Consider the following 26,304-nt stretch of genomic DNA (forward strand, 5'->3'; position numbering starts at 1 on the left):
CAAGAAGATCAACAACTACAACGCGTGACCGGCTCACGGAACTTGTGCCAGACCCCTACTCAAACCGCCAAAGCCACCAGGAGTTGGCACCTGCGTCGCGGCCACGCAGATCACTTTGAGACAGCCACGGAGGATTCGGACTTGCCTTGTACTGGGTGTCGTTACTGTGTGCTTACGAATCAACTCGTTTCGTGTCGATCTGTGTGAACCGATTCAGGCGAGAAGTGGGCATGGCTTGGACCGACCGCGATGGGGCGGGGCAGTTTCGGGCTGTGACTCCGCTGTGACAGCAGGTAGGAACGCAGGATGGCAACAGAAGAACAAGCAGTGCAGGAAAGCGGCGTCCTCGAGGACGGCAGCCGGGCGACACCGCCATCAACAGAGCGGGTTGGGAGCCGGGAGCGGGGCGGACCCGGCGCACGATCAGCCGCACGGCGACCGGTGTCTTGGTGTGCGCGAAGCAGGTGCAGGTGGTCTCGGCGACGTCCGCGCCGGAGACGTCCGGGGTGGACCGCCAGTACGGGATCGGCGTCCACGCGTCGTCGGGGATGGCGGCGATGGCGGCCTTGATCTTCGGGTCCTGACGGACCGTGATCGAGAAGCGCACATCCAGTTTGCGGGCGGTCAGCAGCACGCCCTTGGAGTAGGACGCGGAGTCCGCCCGGACGGTCAGCTGCCCGGATGCCGTCGCCGACCGTCCCGCGTGGCGGGTTCGGCTGACGGTCTCGGTCAGGAAGGACTTCGCTCCGCGGGCCGCACCGGCGCTTCCGCCCTCGCAGGCGGGAGAACAACACCTGTCGGCTCTGGGCCAAGGTGACCAGTTGCGGGTGATAGCCGCGGGTCTTGGTGTAGCCGAAGGCAGCACCCTGCTTGGCCCGTCCGTAGACCGGAACGATGGTGGAGTCCAGGTCGACGGTCAGCGGTCCGGCCAGGTCAGCGGGCCCTGCGCCTGCAGCCCACAGGCGCTTGAGGAACTCGCGGGAGACCACGGCGAGCTGGCGGATGTTGTGCCAGCGGAACGACCTCAGCCACGTGCCCGCGGTGGAGGGAGCGCGAGTGGCGTTGAAGACCTGACCAGTCGCACCTGCCCGCAGTACGGCGGTGTCGTCGATCGAGTCACCCCCCCGGCCAGCACCGACCCGATGACCGTGAGCGCCTTCGCTCCGCCGTGTGCTCCGTGGACCTGCAAGTGCACACGGCTCTCGACCAGTTCTGCCAGGCCGGTCCGCTGGGCGAGATGAGCCGGAGCCAGCGACCCGGCGCACGGCACAAGGTTCGGCTCGTCGAAACTCACCGGCACCCGGCCCAGCCCATGAGAAGCCCGCACTAGTCAGATGCCCTCTCGACGCGGAACGATTCGGCCTCAGCAACCGAGATCATCCCAAGCCAGAGGGCACCTTTCCGTTCGAATCCGTGATCCGTCCACACCAAGAGGCGGTGGATCCCGGGCTTAGTCGTTCTCGAGGACGGTGAGCAGCTCAGCGAGGGCGGGTAGGGCGTGTTCGATCGCTTCGCGGCTGTTCGGGGTCAGATTGGCCAGGGCGCGGTGCAGGGCGGCCGTGCTGGTCCGGTCGTAGGTGTGGAGCATCTCCAGTGCGGTGGGTGAGGGGGTGAGGTGGACGGTGCGCAGGTCGGTCATGGAGGGTTCGCGCTCGACCAAGCCGGCGGCGGACATGGTGCGGACGAGGTTGCTGATCGTGGAGGGGGCCAGACGCAGTCTGTCGGCGGCCTGGCGTGGTGACAGCGGCCCGGCTTCGGCGAGTGCCCGGAGTAGCTCGATTTGGGCTTCGGACAGGTCGGGGAGGTCGGCAGTGCGCCGTGTGCGCAGTATGGCCCGGCGTAGCGGGCCGATGAGGCGGCCGAACTCGGTGGCAGTGTCCATGGGGCCGAGTCTCTCGCACCAATGATTTTGCTGCAAAATAGTTTTGTGGCAAACTGAAATGGTCGAACAGCCCACGTCAGCGAGCACCACCCAAGGAGGTCACCCATGACAAACGACGGCACCACCAGTAACGGGGCCTTCCAGGCCACCGTCGAGCAGCCCGCCCCACCACAGGACCTGTCCAAGATCGTCGGCCATCGCTTCATCTACACCTACGCCAACGGCTGGCAGTACGAGATGTACGTGAAGAACGACCACACGATCGACTACCGGATCCACTCCGGAATGGTCGGTGGTCGCTGGGTCAAGGACCAGCAGGTCGACCTCGTCCAGTTGGACGATGACAACTTCAAGGTCTCCTGGAACGAGCCCACCGGCACTTCCGTCGCGGTCAACGTCATGCCCGCCAAGCGGCGCCTGCACGGTGTGATCTTCTTCCCACACTGGGTCGAGGAGCACGGTGAGCGGACCGTATGCTTCCAGAACGACCACCTGGACGACATGCGCCGCTACCGCGACCAGGGGCCCACTTACCCGATCTACGTCGTCCCTGAGTTCGCGAAGATCACCTTCTTCGAGTACGTCGGCACCGACGACGACTCCGTCATCTCCGTCGCCCCTGATGACCTCCCGGCCGGCTGGTCCGACCGCACCAACTGACCGCACTGAACCGCCCCGTGTCAGGTGGAGACTCGACTCCAGGTAAGGATTGAGTCATGGCACGACCCTCCCGTTGCCCACTGGAGCTGCGCCGTCGCGGGGCCGCCCACCTGCTGTTCGACCACGCCGGCATCACACCGCTCTCTCCGGCCACGTCCCAAGCGCTCCTCCCTCACCTGTCCTCCGAACTGGTACGACAGGTGCTCGAACGCACCGGCTACGACGAACCACAGGAGCGGGAGGCCGAACTGCCGGCTTCGCTGATCATGAGCAGGGTGGCCCGAGCCGGTATGGCGTCGCTGCACCGCGAGCGGTTCCTGGGCCTCAACGTCTTCTTCGCTCCGGCACCGGACCAGGACGGCCGTGACTGACATCGCCCTCTACCTGGTCGCCGCGATGTTCCTGCTCAGCGCCTGCTACCTCCGCCGCGTCCGCTGGGAGGGCCTCGCGGCCGCTCGCCGGTACGGCTCTCTCGCGGCGGCGGCACTGGGCGCCAAACTGAGCCTGCCCGATCCCTTGACCATCGAAAGTGCCGCGCGCCTACGGCTGGTCCTGCTGCCGGTGTTCCTGGGTGCCGTCCTTTACATGTTCGCGGCGTGTGCGTTCCGGCTGCTCGCTCTCGCCCTGTACGCCGCGGAGCCGCCACGATGTGCCGTCTGCCGTGAACTGGTCCTGGCTGGAGGGGCCCTGCTGACCTCACGCGCACTGGAATTCCTCGCTCGTCCGCGGCTGGTCAGCGGCGATCTGGTCACCAGTCCGTCGCACCGGTGGTACCTCGTCGGGTACGACGCGATCATCACGCGTGCTCGCGTCGATGACGACCACGACGTGTGTCTCGGCCACTGCCTGGCTGCCTTGGTCCGCCCGCTCGCCCGGCGTGCCCGCCTGGCCGGACCCGGCCTCCTGCGCACCGCGATGTGGCTGTTCACCCTCGGCACCCCGGCCGGCCTGGCGTGGGAGCCTCAGGAGTCGACGACATGGTCCGCGAGGCGATGACCAGCCCCCAGGACAGCGGGGACGACACCTTGTCCGCCGTGCTGGGCGCGTTGTGCATCGGGCTGCTCGCGGCCGGGGCCGGGGCCGGCACCACGTTGTGGGCACCGATCTCCACCGCCGTGCGCGGTTGGTTCGGCACCTATCGCCGCTACCGGGCACTCACCCCGTTATGGGGCGAACTGCGCGCCGTACTGCCGGAGATCAGGCTCATTCCGCCGCGAGGGCAGTTCGGGCCGTCCCAGGTGCACTTCGCGCTCTACAGGAGAGTCATCGAGATCCAGGATGCCCGTATGATCCTCCGTCACTACACGGATCCCCGCACCTTCGACTGGCTTGCCGAGGCAACCCGTCGGTTTCCCCCGGCCGCAGAGCAGGTCTCCCTCATCGCCGAGGCCGCGTCCCTGACAGGGGCCTCGAACGCGCGGCCGTCGGCGCCCTCCCGACACCCCCCGACGCCAATGCCACCGGCACGGACGCGCTCCACCAGCTGCTGGAGGCCGAGGCCGACTGGCTCGCGCAGCTCGGTGTCGTCTTCGCCACCTCACCCGTCATCGCCCACGTCTGAGCCAGCGCCCGCGAGCGCACCGCTCCGGCGGCCGGCGGCCGGCGGCTGAGAGGGCCTGTCAAAACGGCCCTGCCGCCGCAGGGGCCGCAGCCGACGCTGATCGCGTGGGCCGGATCACCCCTCAGGAGCGGGGGAGCCGTACATCCGGGTGGGGTGGGGCGGCGCCCGGGCGGACCCCTCAGGGCGCGGGAACCGGACCGCCGGGCCGGAACCGCTCCACGCCGACGATGTGCCGCACCTTGACCGGGCGCACAATCACCGCGACCCGCTGCTCGCCCGGCATGACCCACTCGAACCGCTCGCTGCCCAGGTACTTGCGGGCCAGCCGGTCCATCCGGTCGTGTGCCTCCTCCCCCTCGATGAAGCGGACCACCTCTCCGCTGATCTGTACCCGGTCGAAGGGATCGGCGGCGTCCGCATGTGAAAGGTAGACACGGGGGTCGCGGCGCAGGTTCTCCTCCTTCACCCGCCCCACCGAGGTGTTGAACGTCAGCTCCCCCTCGCCTTCCAGATCCACCCACATCGGGCTGACCTGCGGCGCTCCGTCGGCGAACACGGTACCGACGTACCAGATGTTGGCGGCTTGCAGCCGGCTGCGGACGGCCTCGTCGAAGATCTCAGTCATCCGGACAGACTAACGACCGTGATCAGCGGGCGGGTCGCGGAGCCTTGGACCCGCCGGCTGGAAAAGCCCAGCCGTGCCAATTCTCCGGGCGAGGCGCCCAGCGTGAGGACGCGCTCACCCGATGACTCGATGGGCGGGTGCGTACCTGTGGCGATGATCCCCATTGGACTTGCCTTCTCCGAATTCGGTCTCCCATGGCGAAGCGTCGAGCAGACCGTCACGTCTCCCCCCTTTCCGCTGCGCGGTGAGACCTCATCTGCTGCCTCCTGGTTGAGTGGACGGTTTCGTCGGAACCGTTTGATCAGCTCGGCAGGGACACGCTGGTAGCACGCATCGGCGAGCCTCCCCCGCTGTGGCACATCGCGCGGCACTCCACGGGCCAGGGCCTCGCTCAGATCATGACGGGCGGGCCACCGCGGCGGGCTTGAGGACGTGCCTGCACCAGGTCCGGAAGTCCGTTGGTGTCGGTTTGGCGGTCGCCCAGTCCTCGTCATAGATGCCGTGGTCCTGTGCGGCGAACGCCTCGGTCAGGTCCTTGACCGTCTGGCCGCCGGCGCCTTGGGAGCGGAGCAGTGAGGCGTAGTCGTCGATGCCCATACGGCGGTAGGTGACCGGACGCCCGAGTTCGGGCTGATCACCTCGGCCATACCGTCAGGGGACAGCCGATCGGGGCCGAACACCGGGAGGTTCTCCTGCCCGGCCCAGGACAGATCGGTGAGGAGGTCGGCGGCGGTACCGGCGATGTCCTTCGTCGCGATCGACGCCAGTGGCAGGTCACCCGCACAGGTCAGGTAGAACGCACCCTGCTCACGGATGGCATCGAGCTGTCGCAGGAGGTTCTCCATGTAGAAGGGCATGGACAGCGCCCGGTACGCCGCACCGGATGCGCCCAGTTCGGCGTCCATCGCGAAGGCCGCCGACAGGACGCCGGCCGGGGCCGGCCAACCGTGTCCTGCGCTGGAGACCCCGACGACGTGGCCGACGTCGTGGCGGGCAATGGCAGCGGCGCCTGCCCGCGCGAAATGGAGGTAGTGCGCCTGCGCGCTCGGTGCCCGCGAGTTCGGCGGCACGAGCCAGAACAGCGCTTCGGCGCCGGGCAGGGCCTGGTCAAGCACGGCGGGATCGCCGTGGGAGCCGACGACGGTCTCGACCTGCTCGCGGACCGAGGTCGAGCAACCGACGGATCAGTTGACTGCCGATCTGGCCTGTCGGGGTGGTGACGACGATCATCGAACCCTCCACAACATGAACCTGAACTCCGGTTCTGAATGCAAAGGTGCCTTCCACGCATCGTCAACTACAGTGGAGCGACCATGACCGCACCCGAACGCCCGCTGCGCGCTGACGCCCGGCGCAACCGCGAGGCCGTCCTCGACGCCGCCGGCGAACTCTTCGCCCGGCGGGGCGACACCGTGCAGATGACGAGATCGCGAGCGGGCCGGCTTGGGCGTCGGCACCCTCTACCGGCACTTCGCCGACAAGCGGGCGCTCCTCGCGGCCATCATCGGCCGCCGGTTCGAGGAGATGACCACGCTCGCCCGCACCGCCGACGCGACCGAGGACCCCTGGACGGCGTTCGAAACGCTGCTCTACGGCTATCTGGAGTCCGCGCAGGCCGACGCCGCGTTCCGCTTCGCGCTCCTCGGCCCTGAGGAGCCGCGCTGGAACGACATCGCCGCCGAGAAGACCGACTTCTCGGCGATCACCGAACGCGTCGTGCAGCGCGCCGTCCGCGCCGGCTGCCTCCGGGAAGACTTCCACGCCGAGGACTTCATCCTCATCACCCGCGGCGCCATGGCCAACATGACTGGTACCGGCGATTGGCGCAGGCACGTCGCCCTCCTACTCGACGGCATCCGCCACCGCCAACGCTGACCCGTCGAAGTACGGGCAGGCCGGGGTGCCGGGGCGAAGACCAGCCGGAAGGCGTCTTCCGCGATGGCGAGGATGATCTCATCCTTGCTCGCGAAGTATCGGTAGGCGGCCGCTACGCGTCAGCGCATACACCTACGAGCACATCGAGGCTCTCCTTGACGGCCGCGTCTCCATCGGCGGCGTAGACGCCACTTTCGAGACGGCTCCACTCCGATGGCTATGCGGCCACCGGCCATACCGGCCCCGGGCCCCCACGGACCAGGGACCGCGCGGCCATTGCTGCGCGGTCCCTGATCCTGTGCCCGGCCCGGCACGAGAGCGAGCGTCTTCACCCAGGTGGGCGGCAGGGCCCGCACGGGCGGAGGTCACCGGACGCGGCGTGCGCATCCCTTGTCGGCAACGGCCGCATTTCACCCGTTGCCGAGATCCCTCGCGCAGGTCTGCGAGATCAGGCCAGGTTGATGTTCTCGGCCTGCGGACCCTTCTGGCCCTGGGTGACGTCGAACGTCACGGTCTGGCCCTCCTGGAGCTCACGAAAGCCTGTCGAGTTGATCGCGGAGTAGTGGGCGAAGACGTCCGGGCCGCCGCCATCCTGAGCGATGAAGCCGAAGCCCTTCTCCGCGTTGAACCACTTCACAGTTCCCGTAGCCATGGTCATGCCTTCCAGTCGATGAACGCCTCCCACTCCCTGTGGCAGACGGAGGTGATCGCCCTGGTTCCTGCGGCACAGCACAGCAAAACGTCCACGCCGGAGGCGTGGGCAAGAGGGAATTCCGAACCACGACAGCTGACACAGACGCTACACGCCCACACACCGCGTCACCATAGGAATGATCACGCCGCTCAGAGAAACCGGGCGCGCGATGCCCGCCCGACGCTGACGGGCACTCTCATCTCATGCCGTTGCCGTTGGGTTCACCGATTCGGCGGCGCGGCGATACTCGGCATTGATGCGCTGGGCTTCCTCGAGCTGGTCTTCGAGGATGACGATCCGGCAGGCGGCCTCGATGGGGGTCCCGTGGTCGACGAGTTCCCGGGCGCGGGCGGCGATGCGCAGCTGGTAGCGGGAGTAGCGGCGGTGGCCGCCTGCGGAGCGGAGTGGGGTGATGAGGCGGGCTTCGCCGATGGCGCGGAGGAAGCCCTGCGTGGTGCCGAGCATCTCGGCGGCCCGGCCCATGGTGTAGGCGGGGTAATCGTCGTCATCGAGACGGCCGAACGTGTCGTCTGCTGTCATTGCACCTCACTGTGGAACGCGTCGAGGGGCCCTGGCGCCGTACTGGCACCAGGGCCCCGGAGGAACTACTACACCATCTGCCGGACCTGATACTGCACCGGCCCTCTGTTTCCGCAGACCCGACCGAAAGACTGTCGGGAGCGCTGGGATCGCGGTTGTCTGACCGGAGACCACCTCACTATCGATGTCCTGCGGTACCCGGGTCCTGGACTTCCACCCGGACGATCCTGATGGCGCTCGGCTCCTCCATTCTTCTCTCTTGATCAACTACTCACCTACGGAACTGCGCACTGCTGGTACCGCATACTGCTGGCGGCCTCGAACAGGCCACTCTTCGGCAGCCAGCCCCGTCGCCCGTCCTGCGTCTGCTCTGGCTTGGAACCCCACCGCCGAACCTCCCGGTGCGCGCGCCCGCAGCCGACGCCTTCACCGAGGTACTGCTCACTTCACTGCTGGGTGCTGCGAACTTGCACTTATCGGACTGCCACTGCGGTTCTGCTCATGGTGACCCCTGATCACTGCGGGCCACCCCGTCCGGTCGTCAGTCCCGTCGCCATCCTGTAACCGCTCTGGCTTCGGAACTCCACCACCGCACCGTCCTGCGAACTGCAACTCCGGTGTTGCTGCCCGGCAGTTCATCTCTGCCGGGCTCGTTCGATCTCGGCTACGACAGAAACCATAACCACGCTGCCCCCTAATGTCTACTCTGGCTGGCATAGATTTCCGGATGCTCGAAGGCGAGGTAATCCACCTCGGCCGGTCCATGGGTGGTTCAAGCAGCTCCGCGGCTCAGTCCGGCGCTCACACTGGCCCCCGCCGTACAGCACCTCGGGCTGAGCGTGACGTCGCCGACTGCGCCACGGCTACCGTCGGCGGGCACCGGCCGCCACTGCGTCTCGCGAAGAACACCGCCGACCGGGACGGACGCTTCCAGCCATGCCCCCCTCGGTCGGCCGCTGACGGGCGCGGCACGAGGGTCTGCGCCGCCCCCGACGATCCCAGGACAGTCGACCAGGTCGTGGAGGTGTGCACGCGAGTGCCGCGATCCGCGGGTCGACGCCCCTGCTGCCGCCTCAGCGCCTTGACGAGGATCCGCATCCTCAGCGCGCGATCACTCTCTCGCGCTCGCCCGGCCGGCGGTATCGCCGCGGATGGGCCGCTTGCGCGAACCGGCACTGCCCCGACTCGGGCAAACCGCGGGCCGCCGGGACAGGGGTTCACGGCAGTCAGGTGCCGTCATGAGTCGACGACTGTGGTCCTCCCCCTTCAGGCAAGCACTGTGGCTCTGCGGCGTCGGCGGGTGGCAGGGCCGGGCACAGGTGGGGTGGGCACGGGCAGGGCGTGGACGATCCATAGACCAGGTGAACCCTGATGATCACGGTGCTTTCCTGCGCCGCCGCCGTCCGATCCGCAGCATCAATGCCTGCTCCACGGCAGGGGCCGCTGCACACTGGAACTGGCCGCGCACCCGAGGCCATCGAGGTGGCCGTCCACGAGACGGCAGTCGGCATGCGCCGCGCATGAGCACCCCTGACCTGAACGGCGGCACCGGAGGCTTCGGTCGCCCATCGTCGATCGCCTCGCTCACACCACGACGGTCACTCGCCGGGCCTCCGGCGGCACGACCGTCAGCGCCTGTCCTGCCTGGTAGCGTCACCGCTCACGCAGCCGGATGACCGGCGAACATGGTCCGCCTCATGTCGCAGCCCGACGAACTGCAGAAGGACGGGCCGCCAACGCATCCGGACCTCCAGGTCGCCCAGTTCCCGTAGAGCACCCTGGGGATCCCGGAGATGGATGGGATGTCCCGGGTTGCGATCGAGGACGTCAGCGCCTGGACTACGGGCGACTTCAGCTGTTCCGACCACTGAGCGATGGTGACGGGAACCCACCGCACGTAGTGCGGGGCCGGACCGGCGTACCGGTCCGGCCCCCACTGCTGGTCAGATGTCGGATCGCGCCTGTTGACCCGGTCAGACCGCCACGGGGGTGCCGAGCATCGCGGAGGCGTGCTGCGGCGAGCCGGGAATGCCCCGAGGCGCGGCCTTGGTAAGGGGGCGGCAGGTGAATCCGAGCTGGGTCATGGCCCGGAGGACTTCGGCGGCGCTGAAGTCACGACGGTCCTGGCGGGTGATGACTTGGCCGACTTGCTTGACGGGGTAGTGGCGGCGGCCGATGATCACCGATTCTCCGGCGACCGGTTCGGGCTTGATGCCCTTCATCGATTCCAGAACTCCGCCCTTGGTGAGTTCGAAGGGGAAGCGGGCGATGACGCAGCGCATGTGACCTCGCGGGGAGAAGGGAAGAATGGTCCGACCAGAAGGCGAGGCGGTTCAGCGGGAGAGGACAGGGAGCCCGGGGCGCTCCCTTGCTCGTCTACGACTCGCAGAGCACCGAGGGGACGGGGGCGCATCGCGTGCTCGGCTTCGCCATCGTGGTCATGGGTGGGGTGACCGATCCGTGGAAGCCGCGGATGTCGCGCAGGCGGACGCTGTCCGTGTGAGCGCCGCTGTCGCGGACGGTGATGAGGTCGGTTCGGGTCACCAGACCGATGCGCTGGTCGTCCTGGTCGCAGACGACCAGTCGGCCCGTGCGTGCGGCGGCCATGACGGCCAGCGCGACCTCGACGCTCATGTCGTCACAGACCTGCGGTCCGGCCGCGTCCATGGCCTCCACCGCCGTCCTGTGCACCGTGTTGGCGTCCGCCGTGCGGAGCTGCACCTGAATCAGCGTCAAAACGTGCCTCCTGCAGAGATGGGTCAATTTTCTGATCACGAAGGTCCTAGGCCACTGTGTCGAGGACAGGCCGGCGTGCGGGGGCGCGCCGGGTCGCCGAGGAAGGGCTGCGTCGGCCTCGGGAGGAAGCGTTGCGCTTGGGGCGTTCGACCACCGGTGCGGTGATGACGACCGGGATGCCTGACGGTGCCTGGGCTCCGGTGATCCGGCTCAGGGCCTCGTCTCCCGAGCGGATCTGGGTGGTCTGCGGCCGGATTCCGGCGTCCGACATGAGGCGGACCATGGCACGGCGCTGGTTCGGTGTGACGAGCGTGACGACGCTGCCGGACTCGCCGGCACGGGCGGTACGGCCGCCGCGGTGGAGGTAATCCTTGTGGTCGGTCGGCGGATCGACGTTGACGACGAGATCGAGGTTGTCGACGTGGATGCCGCGCGCCGCGACATTGGTCGCCACCAGCACGCTGACGTGCCCCGTCTTGAACTGCTCAAGCGTGCGGGTGCGCTGCGGCTGCGACTTGCCACCGTGCAGCGCCGCGGCCCGTACCCCGCTGTTGAGCAGATCCTGGGTCAGCCGGTCGACGGCGTGCTTGGTGTCCAGGAACATGATCACGCGGCCGTCGCGGGCGGCGATCTCGGTCGTGGCGGCGTGCTTGTCGGCGCCGTGGACGTGCAGGACGTGGTGTTCCATCGTTGTGACCGCACCGGCCGACGGGTCGACCGAATGCACGACGGGGTCGGTCAGATAGCGGCGCACCAGCAGGTCGACGTTACGGTCCAAGGTGGCGGAGAACAGCATCCGCTGCCCCTCCGGACGCACCTGGGCGAGCAGCGCGGTGACCTGCGGCATGAACCCCATGTCGGCCATCTGGTCGGCCTCGTCCAGCACGGTGATCTCCACGTGGTTCAGCCTGCAGTCGCCGCGGTCGATGAGATCCTTGAGCCGTCCGGGCGTCGCGACGACGACCTCGGCCCCGCCGCGCAGCGCGCCGGCCTGCCGGCCGATCGACATTCCGCCCACCACCGTGGCCAGCCGCAGTCCGACGGAACGGGCGTACGGTGTGAGCGCGTCGGTCACCTGCTGCGCCAGCTCACGCGTCGGTACGAGGATCAGCCCCAGCGGCTGGCGGGGCTCAGCACGCTGTCCCACGGTGCGGGCGAGCAGGGCGAGGCCGAAGGCGAGGGTCTTGCCGGAACCGGTGCGCCCGCGGCCCAGTACGTCACGGCCGGCCAGGGAGTTCGGCAGTGTCGCTCCCTGGATCGGGAACGGTGTGGTCACACCCTGCTTTCCGAGTTCGGCCAGGAGCTGCGCGGGCATGCCGAGATCGGCGAACGCCTCGACGGCGGGCAGCACGGGGGTGATCGTCCTGGGCAGCGCGAACTCACCCTGCACTGCGGCGGCCCGGCGGCCGTGACCGCCGGAACGGGCAGGGCCGCCGGAACGGTGCGGTGCCTGCGAGGCGAAGCGGCTGCCGCCCTTTCCGGCGTCGGCACTGCCCTTACGGGCGCGGACGGATCGGTCGTTCGTGCGTGTGCGGTTCATGCGGAACCTTCCTCGATGTGGCACATATCAAGGAATTCCTGCGGCATTGAGCGGCGTGGAGAATTACAAGTATGGACCGATGACAAAAGAAAGCAGATCTGGCCTACGGAAATCTCCGCGGCCCAGGCGCTGCGGGGGGACGCAATGGGGATCTTGAGATCCGGGCGTCGACTGCGGTGCAGCTCTTCAGGATGCGCCTGCACGCCCGAAGGAGGAGTCGCGTGTGTTGGGACTGCGGATTCCTCCGCGTAGTCCCGCGGGTGAAACCGACGCGGGAGACGCGTGCAGCTGGGGCCCGCACCCCGAGGGATGCGGGCCCCAGCTACAGATTGTGCGTGAGCGTCAGGCGAGAACGATGTTCTCGGCCGTCGGGCCCTTCTGGCCCTGCGCGATGTCGAAGGTTACCTTCTGACCTTCGAGCAGCTCACGGAAGCCCTGCGCGGCAATGTTCGAGTAGTGGGCGAACACGTCAGCGCCGCCACCTTCCTGCTCGATGAAGCCGAAGCCCTTTTCCGCGTTGAACCACTTCACGGTACCAGCAGCCATGTCATATCTCCTTGGGGCAGTACATCGGACATCCGCACCGTGCGGACGCCGCGTCGCCGCGATGATTACCCCGCCGGAAACGACCGGAAATACAGAAGCGCTCCAACCGGCAGAACCGGATGGGACACTTGAAGTTTCGGGAACCACAACTGCAACTGAGATCGACAGTAGCACACTGGAACGCCCCGTGCACAATAAGCGATTTCGCTCTGCTCAGGGCGGCAAAAACTCTCACTACGGGGTCCGTCAAAATCTCACTTCGCGAGCACAGATTTTGATCCAATCGGAGCGCTGTATTTCAGGAAGAGTGGTCTGACGAGGTGCAACCCTGACCCCCAGGGGGCGATGACGTGGCTGTCCGTAAGACTCCTCAGAAAAGCGTCCAGCGGTACGCTCGGCTCGCTCCTTATGCGGGCGGGACAACCGACGACGTGCCCTGCAGCGTGACACTGGACAACCAGGCGGCCGACCCATGCAGCAAGGCCGCGATCCGTGATCCGTGCGATGTCCCGGACCTCCCGCCCGTCGCCTTCCCGGTGCCCGAAGGCGGTCTCGCGACCGCGGGTATCGACCTGAGGTATCGACCTGATGTGTTGCTGCCCTGGGCTCCTTGGCCACCGGGAAACCCCTACTTGGTGCGCTGCGGGCTGCCGAGGACGCCCTCCTGTCCGGTGTAAGCGACGGCGGAGTCCTGAGGAATACACGGAGGCGGAGGAGGCCGTCCGCCGACTCCAAGACTGCCTTGCGCGGATCGCTGCCGGGTAAGTCGGCTCGTGCTCAGGGCCGCGGTTCAGGCCGGGGCAAGGCCAAGGTGATGGCCCTGATCCTGAGAACGATCAGTCCCGCTGGACTTCGTCATCAAGGTCATCAAGGTCATCGCGGACGAACCCCGAGGCGCCCCTCGGACGGCTGACGGTTTTGGTCGTCAGGTGCAGGAAGGCCTTCGCCCAGGTCGCGAGCTGTCCGGCATGGACGGAGTCGGCCCAGACGGTGGTGCTTTCGAGGTGCATCAGCCGCAGCCGGACAGCACTTCCTTGGCCGCGTTGCGGCCGGTCACGTCGGCCGGGGTGGCCATGACGAACAGCGTCAGGCCCTTGGTGTCCACGGCCAGGTACCGACCGGCGGGTTCGGGTTCGTTGGCCTGCGGTTGTCGGTGAGGGCGTTTCAGGTTTCGGGATGGGCCAGGCGGCCGAGCAGGGCTACCGCGTCGTCGAGGGGCACTGGTCGGAAGAACCGGGCGTCGGCACGCTCAACGGCGGCAATTGCGCGTGGGGCCAGGTCGGCGCCGCTGTCGGTGACGCGCAGTCGTTTGGCGCGGGTGTCGGCCGGATCGACTTCACGCTCGATGAGTCCTTTGTGTTCCAAGGTGCGTAGGACCTGGGAGGTCATCTTGACGTCGGTGCCGGCTTGGCGGGCGAGGGCCAGCTGGTTGGGATGCTCGCCCTGGGTGTTGAGCCACCAGGTGCAGGCGAGCAGCACGAATTGCACGTGAGTGAGATCGAGCGGGGCCAGAGCTGTGGCGATGTCGCGCTGCCAGCGCAGGGTGGCGTGCCACAGCAGGAATCCGGGGCTGTCGCCGGGGCTGAGGGGCATCAGCGAAGCGCCAGCTCGGCCAGCGAGGCCATTGTCTCGGGCCAGTCGGCGGTGATGCCCGGGCCGATCTGCGGGCCGGCCTCGTCGGCGCCGGTGCCGGTGATCTCCATCCGGTACACCACGCGGATCCGGTTCTGCTCGATCCGGTCGATCCGGTGGGTGGTGCGCAGCAGCAGGCCGTTGAAGCGCGCCTCGTCGACGAATAGTTCGTCTTCGACCGCCTCGGCGATGCGCAGCAGTACCGGGTCGTCCCCGGGCGGCGTCATCGTGATCTGCGTGCCCGCCGCGAACGGGCCATTCATCTCGATCTTCTCGATCTCGGCGTTCCAGGTGCCCCAGTTCTCAACGTCCGCCCAGAGCCGCCAGATCGCCTCGGGGGTGGCGCTGGTCTCAATGCTGTGCTCGTACTCCCACATGAGTGGTCTCCTCGACTAGGTGATCTATCCATAGATTATCTGTGCAGAGACTATCTGTCCAACGGTGCACGGCCTCCATCCCGCGATGCCGCGATCACCCACCCGAACCACCGCTCGCGCCACCGCCCGCGCCACCGAGGAGGTCCTGCCCAGTACTCCTCCCCGGACGGGGACTTGAGGGTCTGGCCGGCGCCGACACGTACGCCGTCGGCCGCCGTAGGGGCGACGAGGCCGACACCGTCGGCAGTGCAGAGGGTCTGGCCGTTTGCGTGACAGTGCCTGTTGGTGCGGGCACCGGGGTGAAGCGGACCAGGCAGATCGCCAGCCGGGCCGGCTCGGCCGGCAGTCCGCAAGCCGGGGCACGAGCAGTGCCACGAGCCGGCGCAACACCTCGTTGGTGTCGAATTGAGGTCAGTGTGGCGGCCCTGGCAGTTCGGGCCGCGCAAAGACCCGGCGGCCGTGAAAGACGCGTCGGGGGCGCCCGTCCCGAACGGATCTTCCAAATCCGGGGTGCCCTTGGCCTGTGGTGCCCGGACCATGACCGGCGTGCTGCTCTGCACGCCGACGAGGACTTCGGCGCACTCAACCGGTACACCCGCTCCCCCGGCCCCTTCACCAAGGACATCGAGACCGCGGGCTGGCTGCCGGCCTCCCACGCCGCCATCGCGCTGTCCGACGCCCGCACCATCAACCGGCTCGAACACGCCCTGATCAAACTGCGTGACGTCGCCCAACGGTTCACGGCCGGACGCACCGACCCCGCCTGATGTACACACAGCCTTCGCATCGTTTTGAGTTGTCCCCTCGACGTACAGTTCGTCCGGGGGCGGCGCTGCGGAATGCCGCGTACCAGCAGGAGGGGAACCATCGTCATCACCCCTTTGGCCACCGGCCGCAGGCCATTGTCGTGCTGGCTCAGCGTTTTTCGGCGCGCGTAGCGCGCCGGTGCGGGCGTAGCGCGCCGGTGCGGGCGTAGCGCGCCGGTGCGGGCGTACCGTCACGAACGCATCCGTCGGCTCGGACGCCCCGTACGGGGCGCCCGAGCGGTGGGTGCGGCCGGACGCTTCGGTTCTGCCGGGCCGCACCCGTGGTTACAGGGTGCGGGTCAGGCGGTCGGTGAGCAGCCGGGTGAAACGGGCCGGGTCGGGCAGGTCGCCCCCCTCGGCGAGGAGCGCGCTGCCGTAGATCAATTCGGCGATCTCCGCCAGTGCGGGGGCGTCGGCGCCCGCGGCGTGTGCCGTGCGCAGCGCGGTGATCAGGGGGTGGACGGGGTTGAGTTCCAGGATCCGCTTGACCGGAGGTATCTGCTGGCCCATCGCCCGGTACATCTTCTCCAGGGTCGGTGTCACGTCATGGGCGTCGCCGACGATGCAGGCCGCCGATGTCGTCAGGCGTGACGACAGGCGGACCTGCTTGACGTGGTCGGACAGGGTGGTGGTCAGCCAGGGCAGCAGGGTGGCGAAGTCCTTCTCGCGCTGGGCCTTGTCGGCGCCGGTCTCCTTCTCGCCTTCGGCGGACTCGTCGAGGTCGACCTGGCCTTTGGCGATGGACTGCAGACGGTGACCGCCGAAGTCCGGAACCTGGTCCACCCACACCTCGTCGATGGGGTCGGTGAGGATCAGGACCTCGTAGCCCTTGGCGGCGAAGGCCTCCATGTGCGGGGAGTTCTCCACCGTCGCGCGACTCTCGCCGGTGAGGTAGTAGATCGTGTCCTGGCCGTCCTTCATGCGCTCGACGTACTCGCGCAGCGTGGTGGTCTTCTCCGGGTGGTGGGTGGAGGCGGTCGACACCAGCTCCAGCAGGGTCTCGGTGTTGTCCGTGTCCTCGACCAGGCCTTCCTTCAGTGCCCGGCCGAACTGAGCCCACACCTTTGCGTAGCGCTCGGGGTCCTTGGACTGCATGTCCTTGATGGCGCCGAGGACTTTCTTGACCAGGCGCCGGCGTACCCCGCGGATCTGTCGGTCGTGCTGGAGGATCTCGCGCGAGACGTTCAGCGACAGGTCGTGTGCGTCCACGACACCCTTGACGAAGCGCAGGTAGTTGGGCATGAGCGCTTCGCAGTCGTCCATGATGAACACCCGCTTGACGTACAGCTGCACGCCGCGCTTCGTCTCGCGGGAGAACAGGTCGAAAGGTGCCTGCGAAGGGACGAACAGCAGCGCCTCGTACTCGAAGGTGCCTTCGGCGCGCATGTGGATCGTCTCGGCCGGGGGCAGCCAGTCGTGGCTGATCTGCTGGTAGAACTCGTTGTACTCGTCCTCGGTCACCTCGCTGCGCGGCCGGGCCCACAGCGCCTTCATTGAATTGAGGGTGTCGATGTCGCGGGTGGTCGCGCCCTCGGCGTCCGTGCGCTCGGTGGCCATGCGGATCGGCCAGCGGATGAAGTCCGAGTACCGCTTGACGATTTGGCGGATCTTCGGCTCGGACAGATAGTCGGCGAGTCCGTCCTCGCTGTCGGCAGGCTTGAGGTGCAGGGTGACCGAGGTGCCCACATCCAGGCCGTCGACGGCCTGGATGTCGTAGGTGCCCTCGCCGTCGGACTCCCACTGGGTGCCGGAGTCAGTGCCGGCCCGCCGGGTGCGCAGGGTGACCTTGTCGGCAACCATGAACGCCGAGTAGAAGCCGACGCCGAACTGCCCGATCAGGCTCTCGGCGGTGGCGGCATCCTTGGACTCCTTGATCTTCTCCAGCAGGCCGGCGGTGCCGGACTTGGCGATCGTCCCGATCAGCTCCACGAGATCGTCCCGGGTCATGCCGATCCCGTTGTCACGGACGGTCAAGGTGCGGGCGTCCTTGTCGACCTCCAGCGAGATGTGCAGGTCAGCGGTATCGGTCTCAGCAAGGCTGGAGTCGGTCAGCGATGCCAGCCGCAGTTTGTCCAAGGCATCAGAGGCGTTCGAGATCAGCTCGCGCAGGAAGATGTCCTTGTTCGAGTAGATCGAGTGGATCACCAGTCTCAGCAACTGGCGGGTCTCGGCCTGGAACTCCAGTGTCTCGACACTGCTGCCCATGTGAGTCTCTTTCTGTGTGAACGTCAAGAACGGACTTGGACTTGGCCTTGGACCTGAGCGGAGACGGACCACTGCCCGCCGTCGGCGTGGTTCGGCGCGGGCCGTGCCGCACCGGCATGATGTGACTCCGCGTGGTGCGAGTCAGTCATCGTCAGCGGCTGTCGTCGTGCGCCGGTCTTCGAGGGCATCCAGGGACTCGATGAGGCCGGCGTGGCGGGCATCGATTGGGACGCATGCCGGCCGGCACCGAGAGCGACATGCAGGACGGCCTGGGATGAGCGCGCTCCGGGCGCGAGGTGGTCGAGCGCAGTGATCTGTCCGGCGAGGCGTCGCAGGTCGGCGGCGGTGGCGCGGGCCCAGGTGGCGGTGGCGCGGGCCCAGGTGGCGGTGGCGCGTTCGGCGGCCCTGGCCTGGCGGGTGGCCGTTACGCGCTGTTCGCCGGTGGTGCCGACAGCGCCGGGGCGGCCGCGCAGATAGCGGCGTTCCGCAGCCTGGCGGCTGGCGACGCCGAGCGGGCCGGCGAGGTCGGCCCAGCTGGCACCCACGTCGCGGGCGGTCTCGATCAGGCCGGTCTCCCGTCTGGCGAGCTGCTCACGCACCTGCCGCAGCAGCGTCAGGGAGTCCAGCGCCTGCGCGGGGCCGGGGATGACGGCGTCCTGGGCCTCGTGCCGGGCATCGCGCGGCGCGTCGTCGATGGCGGCAAGAGCCGCTGCGGCGGCAAGGAAGGACGCCGGGCTGTGGATGACGGTGCGGGTCGTGGACGGCTGGTCGGCGGCGGTCACGGGGCACCTCCTCGGACAGTCATCAGGTCGACGACCTCACATGTGTCATCGATTGGATGACACATGTTACAGCGGTGTCAGTGCGGCGCATGGGCAACAACCCCTCGAACCTGCTGGAGGTGTTCTCACGATGTTGAGGCGCACTGGTCCCTTCCGTGAGCTGGGCCGGATGGCGCAGCAACTGATGGGACCGGGCACTTGGTCGAAGCCGTCGCTGATGCCGGTGGAGGCCTACCGCAAGGGCCAGGAGTACGTGGTGGTCTTCGACATCCCGGCGTGACCGCGGACGCGATCAACGCCCAGGCACTCGGCTGGACCCGCCCCAGGCTCCGCGACCCCGAGGCTGCGGACCCGTGGACGTGGCTCGTGATCGCGGCGCGCACCCAGCTCCGGCTCACCCGCGAGGCCGCGGCCGATCTCCGCCGCCTCTCGGAGAAGCGGGCCGAGCCCACCCGGCTCACCCCGGCCCGCGTCCGCCGGGGGTTCGGGAACCATCGCCCTCACCTGTACCGTCCGGCCCGCGTACCTAAACCAGCAACTCCCGGCACAGGGCGACCAGTTGGCTCGACGACATCGATGTCATTGCCCGTCTCGCCTTGGCCCACCGCCAGGGCTCCATATGGGACGGCAGCCCCGAACGACTGAAGCACCGCGAGTGGTTGGTGATCACGACGTGGTCGGAGCCGGGGGCCGGTACGAACCAGCCTTCGAGTGGACTCCCGTCCTCGGAGGGGGACGTGATGTCTGAAGTCCAGCCCGTGCTCGGCGCGGGAGTGAAGCACGGGTGAGCATGGCGAAGTGCTGAATCGGTCGGCGACGGCTTCGAGCATGTCAGGCTCCCGTACGTGTCATGCCGCCGTCGACGTGCAGGATCTGGCCGGTGATGAAGTCGGCGTCGTCGGAGACCAGGAAGCCCAGGGCGTTGCCGAGGTCCGCCGTCACCGACCGGCGCTTGATGGTCTGCAGGGCCGTTACACGGGTGAATACCTCGTCGGCGGATGGGCCGTTGGGCCGGGCTCGGCCCAGGAAGCCCTGGGTCGCTACCAGACCGGGTGCTATCGCGTTGACCGTGATGCCGCTGTCGCCGAGTTCGTTGGCGAGCGCCCGGGTCAGCACGTGCACGGTGCCCTTGCTGGTCATGTATGCGAGGTCGCGGTTCTGGGTCAAGGTGATGGCCGAGCCGGTATTGACGATGCGCCCCCATCCTGCGGCCCGCATCCCCGGCGCGAACGCCCGCGCGAAGAGCAGGATCGACTCGACGTTGACCGCCTGCACCTTGCGCCACAGCTCGATCGTCATGTGTTCGAGGTCGCTGAAGGGGAAGATGCCGGCGTTGTTGACGAGGATGTCGCAGCGCCCGTACCGGTCGAGGACCGTGCGGGTCACTGCGTCGACCTGCGACGGCTCACTGATGTCGCACATCAGTCCCAGCTTGTCGCCGCCGCCCGCCAGCTCGCTCACGGCGTCCACCGGGTCGTCGATGTCGATGGCGACCACGTGCGCGCCGTCCGCGGCGAGCCGCCTGCAGTATGCGTGGCCGATGCCCCGGGCCGCCCCGGTCACCACCGCCGTCTTTCCGTCAAGCGCCACGGGTGAACTCCAGTCCGATCTGGGTGGCGATCGAGAAGTAGTCCTCCAGGTGCCAGGTCCGCACGATGCGGCCGCCGACCATCTGGTGGAAGTCGGCCGCCCGGAACTCGACCTCGCGGCCGGTGCCCTCGACGCCGAGCAGCTCCCCGGTGTGCTTCCCGTGGCTGACCGCCCGCACCGCGACCATGTCCCGGTTCACGACCACGTGCTCGATCTCAACGGTCAGGTCACTGAACACACCACGGAGGTGAGCAATACTCGCCTTCCATCCCTCCGGGCCGCCCCCGGTGCGCAGAGGCGGGACGGCCTCCCAGCTGGTGGCGAGGGCCTCGTCGACCAGCGCGCCGTCACCGGTGGAGAGTGCCTCGTAGAAGCGCCGGGCCGCGATTTCATTGTCGTTTGCCATGGATCTCACGGTAGGGACACAGAGGCTCGATCATCAAAGACCTGTTCCGGAACACGTCATACCCTTCAGGCATGACGGATCTCGACCTTCGGCTGGTGCGCTACTTCACCACCGTCGCGTCACACCTGCACTACGGCCGAGCCGCGGCCGAGCTGCACATCGCGCAGCCATCGCTGAGCCGGCAGATCAGCCAGCTCGAGGCCCAGGTGGGTGCGCGGCTTTTCGACCGGACGCGACAAGGCACGCGGCTCACCGAAGCGGGAGAGGCCTTCCTCCCCCACGCACGCGCCCTGGTGCGCTCGGCCCAGCAGGCCTCGGCCGCCGCCCGGGCCGCCGCGCGGCCCGCCCGGATCACCGTCGGCTACACCGCAGGCCTGATCGTCACCCCGGTGGTGCGGAACCTGCGGCACAAACACCCCGACGCCGACGTACGCACGCTGCACGTGAAGTGGAACGAGCCGCGCGAGGCCCTGCTCGGTCGGCGGGTCGACGTCGCGATCACCCGGATGCCGCTGCAGACCGACTGCCTGGACGTGACGGTCCTCTACGACGAACCGAAGGTGCTGCTCGTACCGGTCGGCCACCGGCTTGCGGGCAAGGAGTCGGTCACGCTCGACGACATCGAGGGCGAGCCGATTCCCCGCTTCCCGGATCCAGAATGGGACGCGTACTGGCGCATCGACCCTCGTCCGGGAGGCCGGCCCGCACCCGGTGGACCCCCGGTCGAAACCATTGAGGACAAGCTCGAACACGTGGCCGCCGGGCAGGCCGTGGCCATCATTCCGGCCGCTCTGCACACCGGCGCCACCCGACCCGATCTCACCACCGTCCCACTGCGCGGCGTGGAACCGGGCCACGTCGTCGTGGCAACCCGGTCCGGGGACCGCAGCCGCCTGGTGATCACGTTCCGTGCGTCGGCTCGTGACTGCATGACGGCATGACGGCATGACGGCATGACGGCATGACGGCATGACTGCATGACGGCATGACGGCCTGAATGCTTCTCGGCAGACTGCCCGTCCAAGGTACGACGGACACGCCGGCCCGAGCCGAGGACGCCTGCCACGGTACGGCGCCGGTTCCGACTCCTCCTCTCCGCCGGGGCCCGCAGCATGCCCAGCTCGGGTCAGTAGACGCTGGTGACCCGCCCGAGGGCCTCGGGCCTGCTCCGACATCCTGACGGTGGAGGCGCTGTCGACAGCTCGTCCGGGCCGCTGTCCGCATTGCCAGAAGCAGGCGAGACGGGTGCACAGTCCGTACCAACGCAGCCTGGGTGACCGTCCGTCGGGATCGCGGCGGGCCGTCGTCCGACTCCGGGTGCGCCGGTACCTGCGCGACCGGAAGGAGTCCCGCAGGACGTTCGTCGAGCAGCGCCGGGCCTGTCCGAGCGGCACCACCGGTCGAGTACCGGGCTGACGGGCTGGTTTCGGTCGATCGCGATCGAACTCGGCGCCCGCCCGGCCGCACGGATGTGCCACGCAGACGGGCGAGTGCGCGGGACAACAGCCGGGCGGCACCGGAAGTCCGCCACCAGTTCCAGCGCCTGGCCGCCGTCCCGATGCTCACCATGGGGTTCAGTGCACCGGCTACGGTGTCGCGGTCGGGCGGGTAGGTAGTAGCGAATGGTGGTGCCGTCGGGCCTGTGCGGACACGGACGAGGTCGGCGAGCTGGTGGACGAGCAGGAATCCACGGGCGCCGGGCTGGGTGGGATTCGGCGGGCGGCGGCCTGCCAGACGATCGGTCAGCTGTCCGCCGTCGTGGACCTCGCAGACGGTCCGGTCGCTCTCGGCCCGGATCCGCAAGGCCCCCGAGTCGGCCCATGGACGACACTGTTCGTGGTCAGCTCCGCCACCACGAGTTCCAGATGTCCCAGGCTCACGCCGCACCCGGCCGGCAACCGCGCCCAGGACACGGCGAAGTCGCGGGCGTCGGGCAGTGTCTGTGCGGCGAAAGGGCGGACCGCGGCGCCGAGTGACGCGAGTGGGGGCTCGTTGTAGCGGCGATGACTTGCTCGGAGCCGTAGGCCGTGGATCGCGTCTCGCCGTCGGCGTCGATGACGACCGGGCGGGTCGCCAGGGCGTCACTCCTCTGCCGGTCTGTTCACTGCCTTGGGCCGGCGCCGTGACTGTCGGCGACGGCTCCTCCGGTGGGCCCGTTCGGCGTGCCGGAGGCCGCCAGGGACTTGGCTGCCTGGACTTTGTGGACACGGAACCGGCGCAAGTAGGACCGTGCCATGGGGCCCAATGGGACACCCCGCGCAAAGGCACGCATGTTGCGCTCGCCCGTGTTGTAGCCCAGAGCGAGGAGTTCTTCGCGGGTGTAGCGGCGCACATGCCGCTTCGGAAGGCTCCGGTCGAGATCCTGCAGGTGCAGGGCGGCGACGCGGATGGCCAGGGCGGGATCGTCGCGGAGCTCCTGCCACCGCCCCGACAGACCATGCGCCCGTCGAACCCGCTCGAACGTCACACGGTGCATGTTGGCCACGCCGAAGGACGCCGCAGGCTTCCACCACTGCCACAGCCGCTCCAGCAGTGGATGGTGGGGCTTGTAGGCCTCGTTGTACAGCACCGTCATGACCAGTAGCGGCGACACCCCCGCCTCCCCGGCGCTCCGCACCACGACGGCGGCGTAGTCGGCCGGATCGTAGCCGCCGGGCAGCAACGGTGGAGTCGGCACCTCGTCCGCCTCCACCGGACGGAATTTCCGCTTCGGCACCGGTGTCGACCTCCTGACCATCTCCACTCACTTTCTGGGCGTGGGCAAAGGTGCCGGAGCCCGTCCCGAGGCCGGGGCCGCTGCCGGGCACGGAGGCCAGGCCCCCCGGTAAGAGGTGTCTCGCACGCACCGGCTCATGACCACTGGGCATTCCTGGGCGGCTTTCACACCGCTGCCGAGGGGAACCGATCGGGCCCATCCGACCGCTCTCGGTGAAGAACGCTGCGCCATTTCCCTCCTCCAGCCGAGCACCTGCTCGTCCCTTCTGCCCCGCAAACGGCAACGCCAACGTAGTGAAGGGGACCGGCCGCCGAACCGGCCTTGGCACGAGACGGTCGTCTATGAGGCGCACGTCAAGGGCCTCACGATGGCCCACCCGGATGTCCCGGGGGAACTGCGCGGCACCTACGCGGGCGTCGGCCACCCGGCCTACGCCGCCACCGGGCCCCGCGGGGAACACGTCACCGAGTTCAAGACCATGGTCAAAGCACTGCAGACCGCGTGGCGTCGTCCGGATCGACGAGCCTTTCGAAGAAGAACTCGTGCTTCAGGAACGACACGTCGTACTCGTGTCCCGGGTACGGCGGGATCAGCTGAGCCGCCTGGATCAGGCGCCAGCCGTCGCACAGGGCTGCCACGGCCGTCGCGTAGGGAGGCTCGTCGCTGTCGCCCGTGGTGGGGGACGTGCGACCGGTGCCGTCGTAGAGCGACCAGCCGACGACCGGGGAGTCCAGCGCAGACGTGGCCAGGTACAGGACCAGCACCTGCTGGCGGACCGTGGAGGCGGTCGGGGCCGGGGCGGGGGTGGTCGTGGTCATGCGGGAACCTCCTGCGGTCGGTTGGAGACGCGGGTGACCCAGTGGTCGAGGTCGAAGTCCTTGTCGCCGGTCAGCGCCCGCCACATCAGGACGCGGTTGTAGAGCTCCAGGCGGCCGGTCGCGTGCTCGTACCAGGGGAAACCGGTGTTCAACTCCTGCGCCACACCCGGATCCGAAAGGTCTGAGGTGTCCCACAGCCGCTGCTGCCGGACCGTCGGGTTGAAGCGGATCTTGAACATGTAGCGACGGACGCCGCTGTCGTTGCGCCTGCCGCAGTGCCAGAGGCCGTGGTGCAGAAACACTACGGTGCCCGCCGGGCAGACCAGTCGGCTCTGGCCGCGCAGGTTCTGGTACCGGCCGGTATCGCTCTCGTTGGTGCGCCGCAGATGACTGCCGGGCACACTGAGCGTGCCCCCCATCTCCAGCGTCACTTCCTGCGGGTAGTACATGAGCTGCACGTCGAACGCGTCGGTCCGTGTGTCGATGATCGCGTCCCCGTGCAGTGGCTGTGCCGCGCCGTCGTGTGGCTCCCGGACGTGTACGAAGTGGTGGTCGATGTTCGGATCGGGTCCGACGAGACTGCGCAACGCGCCCGCCACCTCGGGGACTTCGACGAGCCGCCGCATGAGGGATCCCTCGGGATAGGCCTCCGGGACCGGTGTGCTGTACGGCACCGGCGGGATGCCGGCCTCGAAGGTCTCCATGGCCTCGGCGTTCATCTCCGCGGGCACCACGGCATCCATGCGTAGCGAGCCATGGGCGACGAAGTGCGCCATCTGCACCGAGCTGAGCAGGTGCTCTCCGGTTGTCTCCATGTCCACCAAGGTAGGGAGCGCACCGCGTAGGGCGCGTGGGCCGGGCTCACCATCACTGGTAGATTTTCACCATGCTTGAGGTCGAGGTACGCCTGGACGAGCCGCCAGTCGTGGCGAACGTCGGCGTCGGCGTCCACGGCCCGGCCGGGCACACCGACGTCTTCCGCCTGCCCGACCTGTGGCAGCTGCACCTCTACCGCTACGAGGCCGACCTCACCGTCGACGGCACGGCCCACACCATCCGCCCCGGCCGGGTCAGCCTCGTTCCGCCCGCCACGACCGTCCGGTACCGCTACCGGGGCCGCTCCGAGCACCTGTACGCCCACCTGCGCCTGCCCGCCGACGGCGGACCCCGCACACTGCCCGTCATGCAGGACGCGGGCCCGGAACTGCCCGCGCTGTCCGCCCTGATGCTTCAGGCCGTCGCCGCCTGGCCGAGCACCCCGGTGCGGGCCGCGGCCGAGGTCTGGGCCGCCCTGTGGCGAGTCGCCCACCTCACCCCGCCCGCCCCGCAGAGTCCCCGGAACAGTCCGCATCCGGCTCTCGCCACCGCGATCTCCCACATCGAGTCCCGCCTTGCCGACCCCCTCACCATCCCCGGCGTGGCCCGCGCCGCGGGGGTCTCCCACAACCACCTCACCCGGCTCTTCCGCGCCGCCACAGGCGACACGGTCGTCGCATACATCCGGCAGCGCCGCCTGGAACGCGCGCGCCACCTGCTGCGCGAGTCCACCTTCTCCATCTCCGCGATCGCCGCCACGGTCGGCATTCCCGACCTCCAGGCGTTCAACAAGGCCTGCCGCCGGGAACTCGGAGCCTCCCCCCGGGCCGTGCGCGGTGCACAGGAATCTGTGTAGCGAACGATGGAACTCGGTCGGTTTTGTTCAGCGTCGTCCGGCGGTGAGTCGGCCGTCGAAGGTGATGTCGAAGGCTTGGAGTGCGGCCTTCCAGCGCATGGTCCAGCGTTTGCGTCCGGTGCCGGTCGGGTCCAGGCTCATGACCGCCAGGTAGACGCATTTGAGGGCGGCCTGGTCGGTGGGGAAGTGTCCCCGGGCCCGGACGGCCTTGAGGATCCGCGCGTTGATGCTCTCGATCGCGTTGGTGGTGCAGATGATCTTGCGGATCTCGACGTCGAACCGGAGGAAGGGCACGAACTCCGCCCAGGCCGCTTCCCAGAGCCGGACGATCGCCGGATACTTTTTGCCCCAGGCGTCGGTGAACTCCACGAACCGCTCCAGGGCGGCGTCCTCGGTCGCCGCGGTGTAGACGGGCCTGAGGGCCTTCGCGATCTTCTCCCAGTCCTGCCGGGCCGCGTAACGGAAGCTGTTCCGTAGCAGGTGAACGACGCAGGTCTGGACGATCGTCGCGGCCAGACGGTGTTCACGGCGTCCGGGAGGCCGGTCAGGCCGATGCCCCTATGGATGTCAAGCCGCGATACTGCCGCGGACAGGTAGCGGAGCGGAGGCGATGGCTCGGTGGATTTCGCGGGCGACGTACC

29 protein-coding genes and 4 pseudogenes are annotated in these 26,304 nt (G+C 68.3%); 12 read left to right on the plus strand and 21 right to left on the minus strand.

Going from position 1 to position 26,304, the window contains the following annotated elements; translation table 11 throughout:
• Positions 1 to 172: 172 nt before the first annotated feature.
• Both ACFYMM_RS34970 and ACFYMM_RS34975 read right to left on the minus strand, forming a co-directional pair.
• Entirely contained in the window at positions 173 to 634 is a 462-nt protein-coding gene (locus tag ACFYMM_RS34970) for a hypothetical protein (RefSeq protein ID WP_388394281.1), read from the minus strand.
• 816 nt (positions 635 to 1,450) lie between these two features.
• The gene (locus ACFYMM_RS34975; RefSeq protein WP_388394283.1) at positions 1,451 to 1,882 is read right to left on the minus strand and encodes a MarR family winged helix-turn-helix transcriptional regulator; all 432 of its coding nucleotides are present in this window, start codon (positions 1,880 to 1,882) and stop codon (positions 1,451 to 1,453) included.
• A gap of 105 nt (positions 1,883 to 1,987) precedes the next feature.
• Here ACFYMM_RS34975 and ACFYMM_RS34980 point away from each other — a divergent pair, with 105 nt between their 5' ends.
• From ACFYMM_RS34980 to ACFYMM_RS34995, 4 genes are read left to right on the plus strand one after another with little or no spacing between them, the layout of a single operon-like run.
• Entirely contained in the window at positions 1,988 to 2,542 is a 555-nt protein-coding gene (locus tag ACFYMM_RS34980) for a phenolic acid decarboxylase (protein WP_388394285.1), read from the plus strand.
• Between the two features lie 56 nt (positions 2,543 to 2,598).
• Positions 2,599 to 2,913, plus strand: a complete 315-nt coding sequence (locus ACFYMM_RS34985) for a hypothetical protein (RefSeq protein ID WP_388394287.1) — start codon at positions 2,599 to 2,601, stop codon at positions 2,911 to 2,913.
• A complete protein-coding gene (locus ACFYMM_RS34990; RefSeq protein WP_388394290.1) occupies positions 2,906 to 3,538 on the plus strand; it encodes a hypothetical protein in 633 nt (210 codons plus the stop codon). Before ACFYMM_RS34985 ends, ACFYMM_RS34990 begins: the two co-directional genes overlap by 8 nt.
• Positions 3,535 to 4,152 (plus strand): MAB_1171c family putative transporter, encoded by a 618-nt coding sequence (locus ACFYMM_RS34995; protein ID WP_388394359.1) that lies wholly within the window; start codon positions 3,535 to 3,537, stop codon positions 4,150 to 4,152. The genes ACFYMM_RS34990 and ACFYMM_RS34995 overlap by 4 nt, the downstream gene beginning before the upstream one ends.
• Positions 4,153 to 4,281: 129 nt before the next feature.
• Here ACFYMM_RS34995 and ACFYMM_RS35000 read toward each other — a convergent pair whose 3' ends face one another.
• Both ACFYMM_RS35000 and ACFYMM_RS35005 read right to left on the minus strand, forming a co-directional pair.
• A complete protein-coding gene (locus ACFYMM_RS35000; RefSeq protein WP_388394292.1) occupies positions 4,282 to 4,728 on the minus strand; it encodes a TIGR03618 family F420-dependent PPOX class oxidoreductase in 447 nt (148 codons plus the stop codon).
• 527 nt (positions 4,729 to 5,255) lie between these two features.
• Positions 5,256 to 5,843, minus strand: coding sequence for a hypothetical protein (locus ACFYMM_RS35005; RefSeq protein ID WP_388394295.1), 588 nt, complete (start codon positions 5,841 to 5,843; stop codon positions 5,256 to 5,258).
• Between the two features lie 328 nt (positions 5,844 to 6,171).
• Here ACFYMM_RS35005 and ACFYMM_RS35010 point away from each other — a divergent pair, with 328 nt between their 5' ends.
• A complete protein-coding gene (locus ACFYMM_RS35010) occupies positions 6,172 to 6,603 on the plus strand; it encodes a TetR/AcrR family transcriptional regulator (RefSeq protein WP_388394297.1) in 432 nt (143 codons plus the stop codon).
• A gap of 448 nt (positions 6,604 to 7,051) precedes the next feature.
• Here ACFYMM_RS35010 and ACFYMM_RS35015 read toward each other — a convergent pair whose 3' ends face one another.
• From ACFYMM_RS35015 to ACFYMM_RS35055, 9 genes are all read right to left on the minus strand, one after another.
• A complete protein-coding gene (locus tag ACFYMM_RS35015) occupies positions 7,052 to 7,255 on the minus strand; it encodes a cold-shock protein (RefSeq protein ID WP_055603386.1) in 204 nt (67 codons plus the stop codon).
• A gap of 243 nt (positions 7,256 to 7,498) precedes the next feature.
• Positions 7,499 to 7,837: a MerR family transcriptional regulator gene (locus ACFYMM_RS35020; RefSeq protein ID WP_388394299.1), complete on the minus strand. Its 339-nt coding sequence runs from the start codon at positions 7,835 to 7,837 to the stop codon at positions 7,499 to 7,501.
• 1,973 nt (positions 7,838 to 9,810) lie between these two features.
• Positions 9,811 to 10,119 (minus strand): SCO5918 family protein, encoded by a 309-nt coding sequence (locus ACFYMM_RS35025; protein ID WP_388394302.1) that lies wholly within the window; start codon positions 10,117 to 10,119, stop codon positions 9,811 to 9,813.
• A 94-nt stretch (positions 10,120 to 10,213) separates the two neighbouring features.
• Entirely contained in the window at positions 10,214 to 10,573 is a 360-nt protein-coding gene (locus ACFYMM_RS35030; protein ID WP_388394305.1) for a CBS domain-containing protein, read from the minus strand.
• A 46-nt stretch (positions 10,574 to 10,619) separates the two neighbouring features.
• Positions 10,620 to 12,113, minus strand: a complete 1,494-nt coding sequence (locus tag ACFYMM_RS35035; RefSeq protein WP_388394307.1) for a DEAD/DEAH box helicase — start codon at positions 12,111 to 12,113, stop codon at positions 10,620 to 10,622.
• 342 nt (positions 12,114 to 12,455) lie between these two features.
• On the minus strand, positions 12,456 to 12,659 hold the full coding sequence (locus ACFYMM_RS35040) for a cold-shock protein (RefSeq protein WP_153547601.1): 204 nt from the start codon (positions 12,657 to 12,659) through the stop codon (positions 12,456 to 12,458).
• A gap of 836 nt (positions 12,660 to 13,495) precedes the next feature.
• Positions 13,496 to 13,669, minus strand: coding sequence for a hypothetical protein (locus tag ACFYMM_RS35045; RefSeq protein ID WP_388394310.1), 174 nt, complete (start codon positions 13,667 to 13,669; stop codon positions 13,496 to 13,498).
• A gap of 154 nt (positions 13,670 to 13,823) precedes the next feature.
• Complete coding sequence (locus ACFYMM_RS35050) at positions 13,824 to 14,252, minus strand: MarR family winged helix-turn-helix transcriptional regulator (RefSeq protein WP_388394312.1); 429 nt, start codon at positions 14,250 to 14,252, stop codon at positions 13,824 to 13,826.
• Positions 14,252 to 14,668, minus strand: a complete 417-nt coding sequence (locus ACFYMM_RS35055; RefSeq protein WP_388394314.1) for a polyketide cyclase — start codon at positions 14,666 to 14,668, stop codon at positions 14,252 to 14,254. The genes ACFYMM_RS35050 and ACFYMM_RS35055 overlap by 1 nt, the downstream gene beginning before the upstream one ends.
• Before the next feature lie 416 nt (positions 14,669 to 15,084).
• On the opposite strand from ACFYMM_RS35055, the gene ACFYMM_RS35060 reads away from it, so the two are divergent.
• Positions 15,085 to 15,435, plus strand: coding sequence for a hypothetical protein (locus tag ACFYMM_RS35060; RefSeq protein WP_388394317.1), 351 nt, complete (start codon positions 15,085 to 15,087; stop codon positions 15,433 to 15,435).
• A 324-nt stretch (positions 15,436 to 15,759) separates the two neighbouring features.
• Here the strand turns inward: ACFYMM_RS35060 and htpG are convergent, their stop codons facing one another.
• Positions 15,760 to 17,679 (minus strand): molecular chaperone HtpG, encoded by a 1,920-nt coding sequence (gene htpG, locus ACFYMM_RS35065; RefSeq protein WP_388394320.1) that lies wholly within the window; start codon positions 17,677 to 17,679, stop codon positions 15,760 to 15,762.
• A 23-nt stretch (positions 17,680 to 17,702) separates the two neighbouring features.
• Positions 17,703 to 18,461, minus strand: coding sequence for a type III effector protein (locus tag ACFYMM_RS35070; RefSeq protein ID WP_388394322.1), 759 nt, complete (start codon positions 18,459 to 18,461; stop codon positions 17,703 to 17,705).
• Between the two features lie 130 nt (positions 18,462 to 18,591).
• On the opposite strand from ACFYMM_RS35070, the pseudogene ACFYMM_RS35075 reads away from it, so the two are divergent.
• A pseudogene (locus tag ACFYMM_RS35075) lies at positions 18,592 to 18,758 on the plus strand (Hsp20/alpha crystallin family protein); the annotation flags it as partial.
• A gap of 3 nt (positions 18,759 to 18,761) precedes the next feature.
• Positions 18,762 to 19,028 (plus strand): annotated as a pseudogene (locus ACFYMM_RS35080) (transposase); the annotation flags it as partial.
• Positions 19,029 to 19,292: 264 nt separating this feature from the next.
• On the opposite strand, the gene ACFYMM_RS35085 reads toward ACFYMM_RS35080, so the two are convergent.
• Both ACFYMM_RS35085 and ACFYMM_RS35090 read right to left on the minus strand, forming a co-directional pair.
• Positions 19,293 to 20,051 (minus strand): SDR family NAD(P)-dependent oxidoreductase, encoded by a 759-nt coding sequence (locus ACFYMM_RS35085; RefSeq protein ID WP_388394325.1) that lies wholly within the window; start codon positions 20,049 to 20,051, stop codon positions 19,293 to 19,295.
• On the minus strand, positions 20,041 to 20,457 hold the full coding sequence (locus ACFYMM_RS35090) for an ester cyclase (protein ID WP_388394328.1): 417 nt from the start codon (positions 20,455 to 20,457) through the stop codon (positions 20,041 to 20,043). Before ACFYMM_RS35090 ends, ACFYMM_RS35085 begins: the two co-directional genes overlap by 11 nt.
• A 71-nt stretch (positions 20,458 to 20,528) precedes the next feature.
• Here ACFYMM_RS35090 and ACFYMM_RS35095 point away from each other — a divergent pair, with 71 nt between their 5' ends.
• Together ACFYMM_RS35095 and ACFYMM_RS35100 are read left to right on the plus strand one after the other, a co-directional pair.
• Positions 20,529 to 21,398, plus strand: a complete 870-nt coding sequence (locus ACFYMM_RS35095; RefSeq protein ID WP_388394331.1) for a LysR family transcriptional regulator — start codon at positions 20,529 to 20,531, stop codon at positions 21,396 to 21,398.
• Positions 21,399 to 21,639: 241 nt separating this feature from the next.
• Complete coding sequence (locus ACFYMM_RS35100) at positions 21,640 to 21,873, plus strand: transposase family protein (protein ID WP_388394334.1); 234 nt, start codon at positions 21,640 to 21,642, stop codon at positions 21,871 to 21,873.
• Positions 21,874 to 22,558: 685 nt separating this feature from the next.
• Here ACFYMM_RS35100 and ACFYMM_RS35105 read toward each other — a convergent pair.
• A complete protein-coding gene (locus ACFYMM_RS35105; protein WP_388394336.1) occupies positions 22,559 to 23,149 on the minus strand; it encodes a lytic transglycosylase domain-containing protein in 591 nt (196 codons plus the stop codon).
• 325 nt (positions 23,150 to 23,474) lie between these two features.
• On the opposite strand from ACFYMM_RS35105, the pseudogene ACFYMM_RS35110 reads away from it, so the two are divergent.
• Positions 23,475 to 23,675 (plus strand): annotated as a pseudogene (locus tag ACFYMM_RS35110) (hypothetical protein); the annotation flags it as partial.
• Here the strand turns inward: ACFYMM_RS35110 and ACFYMM_RS35115 are convergent.
• Both ACFYMM_RS35115 and ACFYMM_RS35120 read right to left on the minus strand, forming a co-directional pair.
• On the minus strand, positions 23,656 to 23,991 hold the full coding sequence (locus ACFYMM_RS35115) for a hypothetical protein (protein WP_388394338.1): 336 nt from the start codon (positions 23,989 to 23,991) through the stop codon (positions 23,656 to 23,658). The pseudogene ACFYMM_RS35110 and the gene ACFYMM_RS35115 overlap by 20 nt on opposite strands.
• Complete coding sequence (locus ACFYMM_RS35120) at positions 23,988 to 24,806, minus strand: phytanoyl-CoA dioxygenase family protein (RefSeq protein WP_388394340.1); 819 nt, start codon at positions 24,804 to 24,806, stop codon at positions 23,988 to 23,990. Before ACFYMM_RS35120 ends, ACFYMM_RS35115 begins: the two co-directional genes overlap by 4 nt.
• 71 nt (positions 24,807 to 24,877) lie before the next feature.
• Between ACFYMM_RS35120 and ACFYMM_RS35125 the strand changes: the two genes are divergently transcribed.
• Complete coding sequence (locus ACFYMM_RS35125) at positions 24,878 to 25,663, plus strand: helix-turn-helix domain-containing protein (protein WP_388394342.1); 786 nt, start codon at positions 24,878 to 24,880, stop codon at positions 25,661 to 25,663.
• Positions 25,664 to 25,690: 27 nt separating this feature from the next.
• On the opposite strand, the pseudogene ACFYMM_RS35130 reads toward ACFYMM_RS35125, so the two are convergent.
• Positions 25,691 to 26,214: pseudogene (locus tag ACFYMM_RS35130) on the minus strand (transposase); the annotation flags it as partial.
• Between the last annotated feature and the right edge of the window lie 90 nt (positions 26,215 to 26,304).

Source organism: Streptomyces sp. NPDC006739 (genome assembly GCF_042869815.1).
Taxonomy (GTDB): domain Bacteria; phylum Actinomycetota; class Actinomycetes; order Streptomycetales; family Streptomycetaceae; genus Streptomyces.